Source organism: Mesorhizobium sp. M7A.F.Ca.CA.002.05.1.1 (genome assembly GCF_003998335.1).
Lineage (GTDB): Bacteria > Pseudomonadota > Alphaproteobacteria > Rhizobiales > Rhizobiaceae > Mesorhizobium.
Map to the genome: position 1 here is coordinate 1 of NZ_RZQI01001202.1, position 1,415 is coordinate 1,415.

The 1,415-nt window shown below is 63.1% G+C and carries 2 protein-coding genes; both read left to right on the forward strand.

All coding sequences use genetic code 11. The annotated features are described in order from the left end of the window. Window positions 1–160 precede the first annotated feature (160 nt). Window positions 161–1,051, forward strand: a complete 891-nt coding sequence (gene ntrB, locus EN939_RS34110) for a nitrate ABC transporter permease (RefSeq protein ID WP_127271809.1) — start codon at window positions 161–163, stop codon at window positions 1,049–1,051. 11 nt (window positions 1,052–1,062) lie between these two features. Next, on the forward strand, window positions 1,063–1,415 hold a 353-nt coding region (locus EN939_RS34115; protein ID WP_164751514.1), incomplete at its 3' end, for an ATP-binding cassette domain-containing protein.

The following is a 1,415-nucleotide window of genomic DNA, read 5'->3' on the forward strand; positions in this document are numbered from 1 at the left end:
GGCGTCGAGACCTTCTTCGACGGCAAGATCTCCGATCCGGCCAACCCGTCCGCCTATCTCGATAGCCTGAAGATCAAGGCATCGGCCTGAACCCCTGCGCAAACGGCGCATTGCGCCGTTTGTCGCTCGAATTATCTGCCCCACGGAGTTTTCCCCAGACATGTCGATGCAGACTATCGAGGACACCAAGGTGAAGGCCTTTCCTGCCAAGCCGGCGGAGGTCATCGCCTTCACTGCCAAGGCACGGCGTCGCTTCGAGCCGCTCGCCATCGCCGGCAAACTGGCGAGCGCGCTGGTGCCGCCCATCATCGTCATCGCGCTGATGTTGGTCGTCTGGCAGATCGCCTGTTCGTCGCCGACATCAAGCCTGCCGCCGCCGACCCAGGTGTGGAACGAGGCCTACGATTTGATCGCGCATCCGTTCTTCGACAATGGCCCGCAGGATATCGGTCTGGCATGGCGCGTGCTAATCTCGCTGCAGCGTGTTGCCATCGGCTTCGGCCTGGCGGCGGTGGTCGGCGTCGCGCTCGGCGCGCTGGTCGGCCAGTCGATCTGGGCGATGCGCGGCCTCGACCCGGTGTTCCAGATCCTGCGCACGGTGCCGCCGCTGGCCTGGCTGCCTCTGTCGCTGGCGGCGTTCCGCGATTCCAGCCCGTCGGCGATCTTCGTCATCTTCATCACGTCGATCTGGCCAATCATCATCAACACCGCGGTCGGCGTGCGTAACATCCCAGAGGATTATCGCAACGTCTCGCGCATCCTGCGGCTCAACCAGTTCGAGTTCTTCGTGAAGATCATGGTGCCGGCCGCCGCGCCTTACATCTTTACCGGCCTGAGGATCGGCATCGGCCTGTCCTGGCTTGCCATCGTCGCCGCCGAAATGCTGACCGGCGGCGTCGGCATCGGCTTCTTCATCTGGGACGCGTGGAACTCGTCGCGGCTGCCCGACATCATCGTCGCGCTCGCCTATATCGGCGTCACCGGCTTCTGCCTCGACCGTCTGGTCGCGGCGGTCGGCGCCTTCGTCACCCGCGGCACAACGGCAAAGTGAGGAGAGGGGCGATGACGGCCTATCTGAAACTCGACCATATCGACAAATCCTTCACGCGTGGTGCCCAGGTCAGCGAGGTATTGAAGGACATCAGGCTGACCATCGACAAGGGCGAATTCGTCTCCATCATCGGCCATTCCGGCTGTGGCAAGTCGACCTTGCTCAATCTGATCGCCGGGCTGACCAAGGTGTCCGCCGGCGCCGTGCTGCTCGAGGACAAGGAGGTCGACAGCCCCGGACCGGAACGCGCCGTGGTGTTCCAGAACCACAGCCTTTTGCCGTGGCTGACCGTCTACGAAAACATCAATCTGGCGGTGTCGAAGGTCTTCGGTCGTTCGAAGAGCAAGGCCGAGCGGCATGACTG

Bases quoted from the DNA above. Each gene is read 5' to 3' on its own strand.
- ntrB (WP_127271809.1), top strand. From the start codon at position 161: ATGTCGATGCAGACTATCGAGGACACCAAGGTGAAGGCCTTTCCTGCC.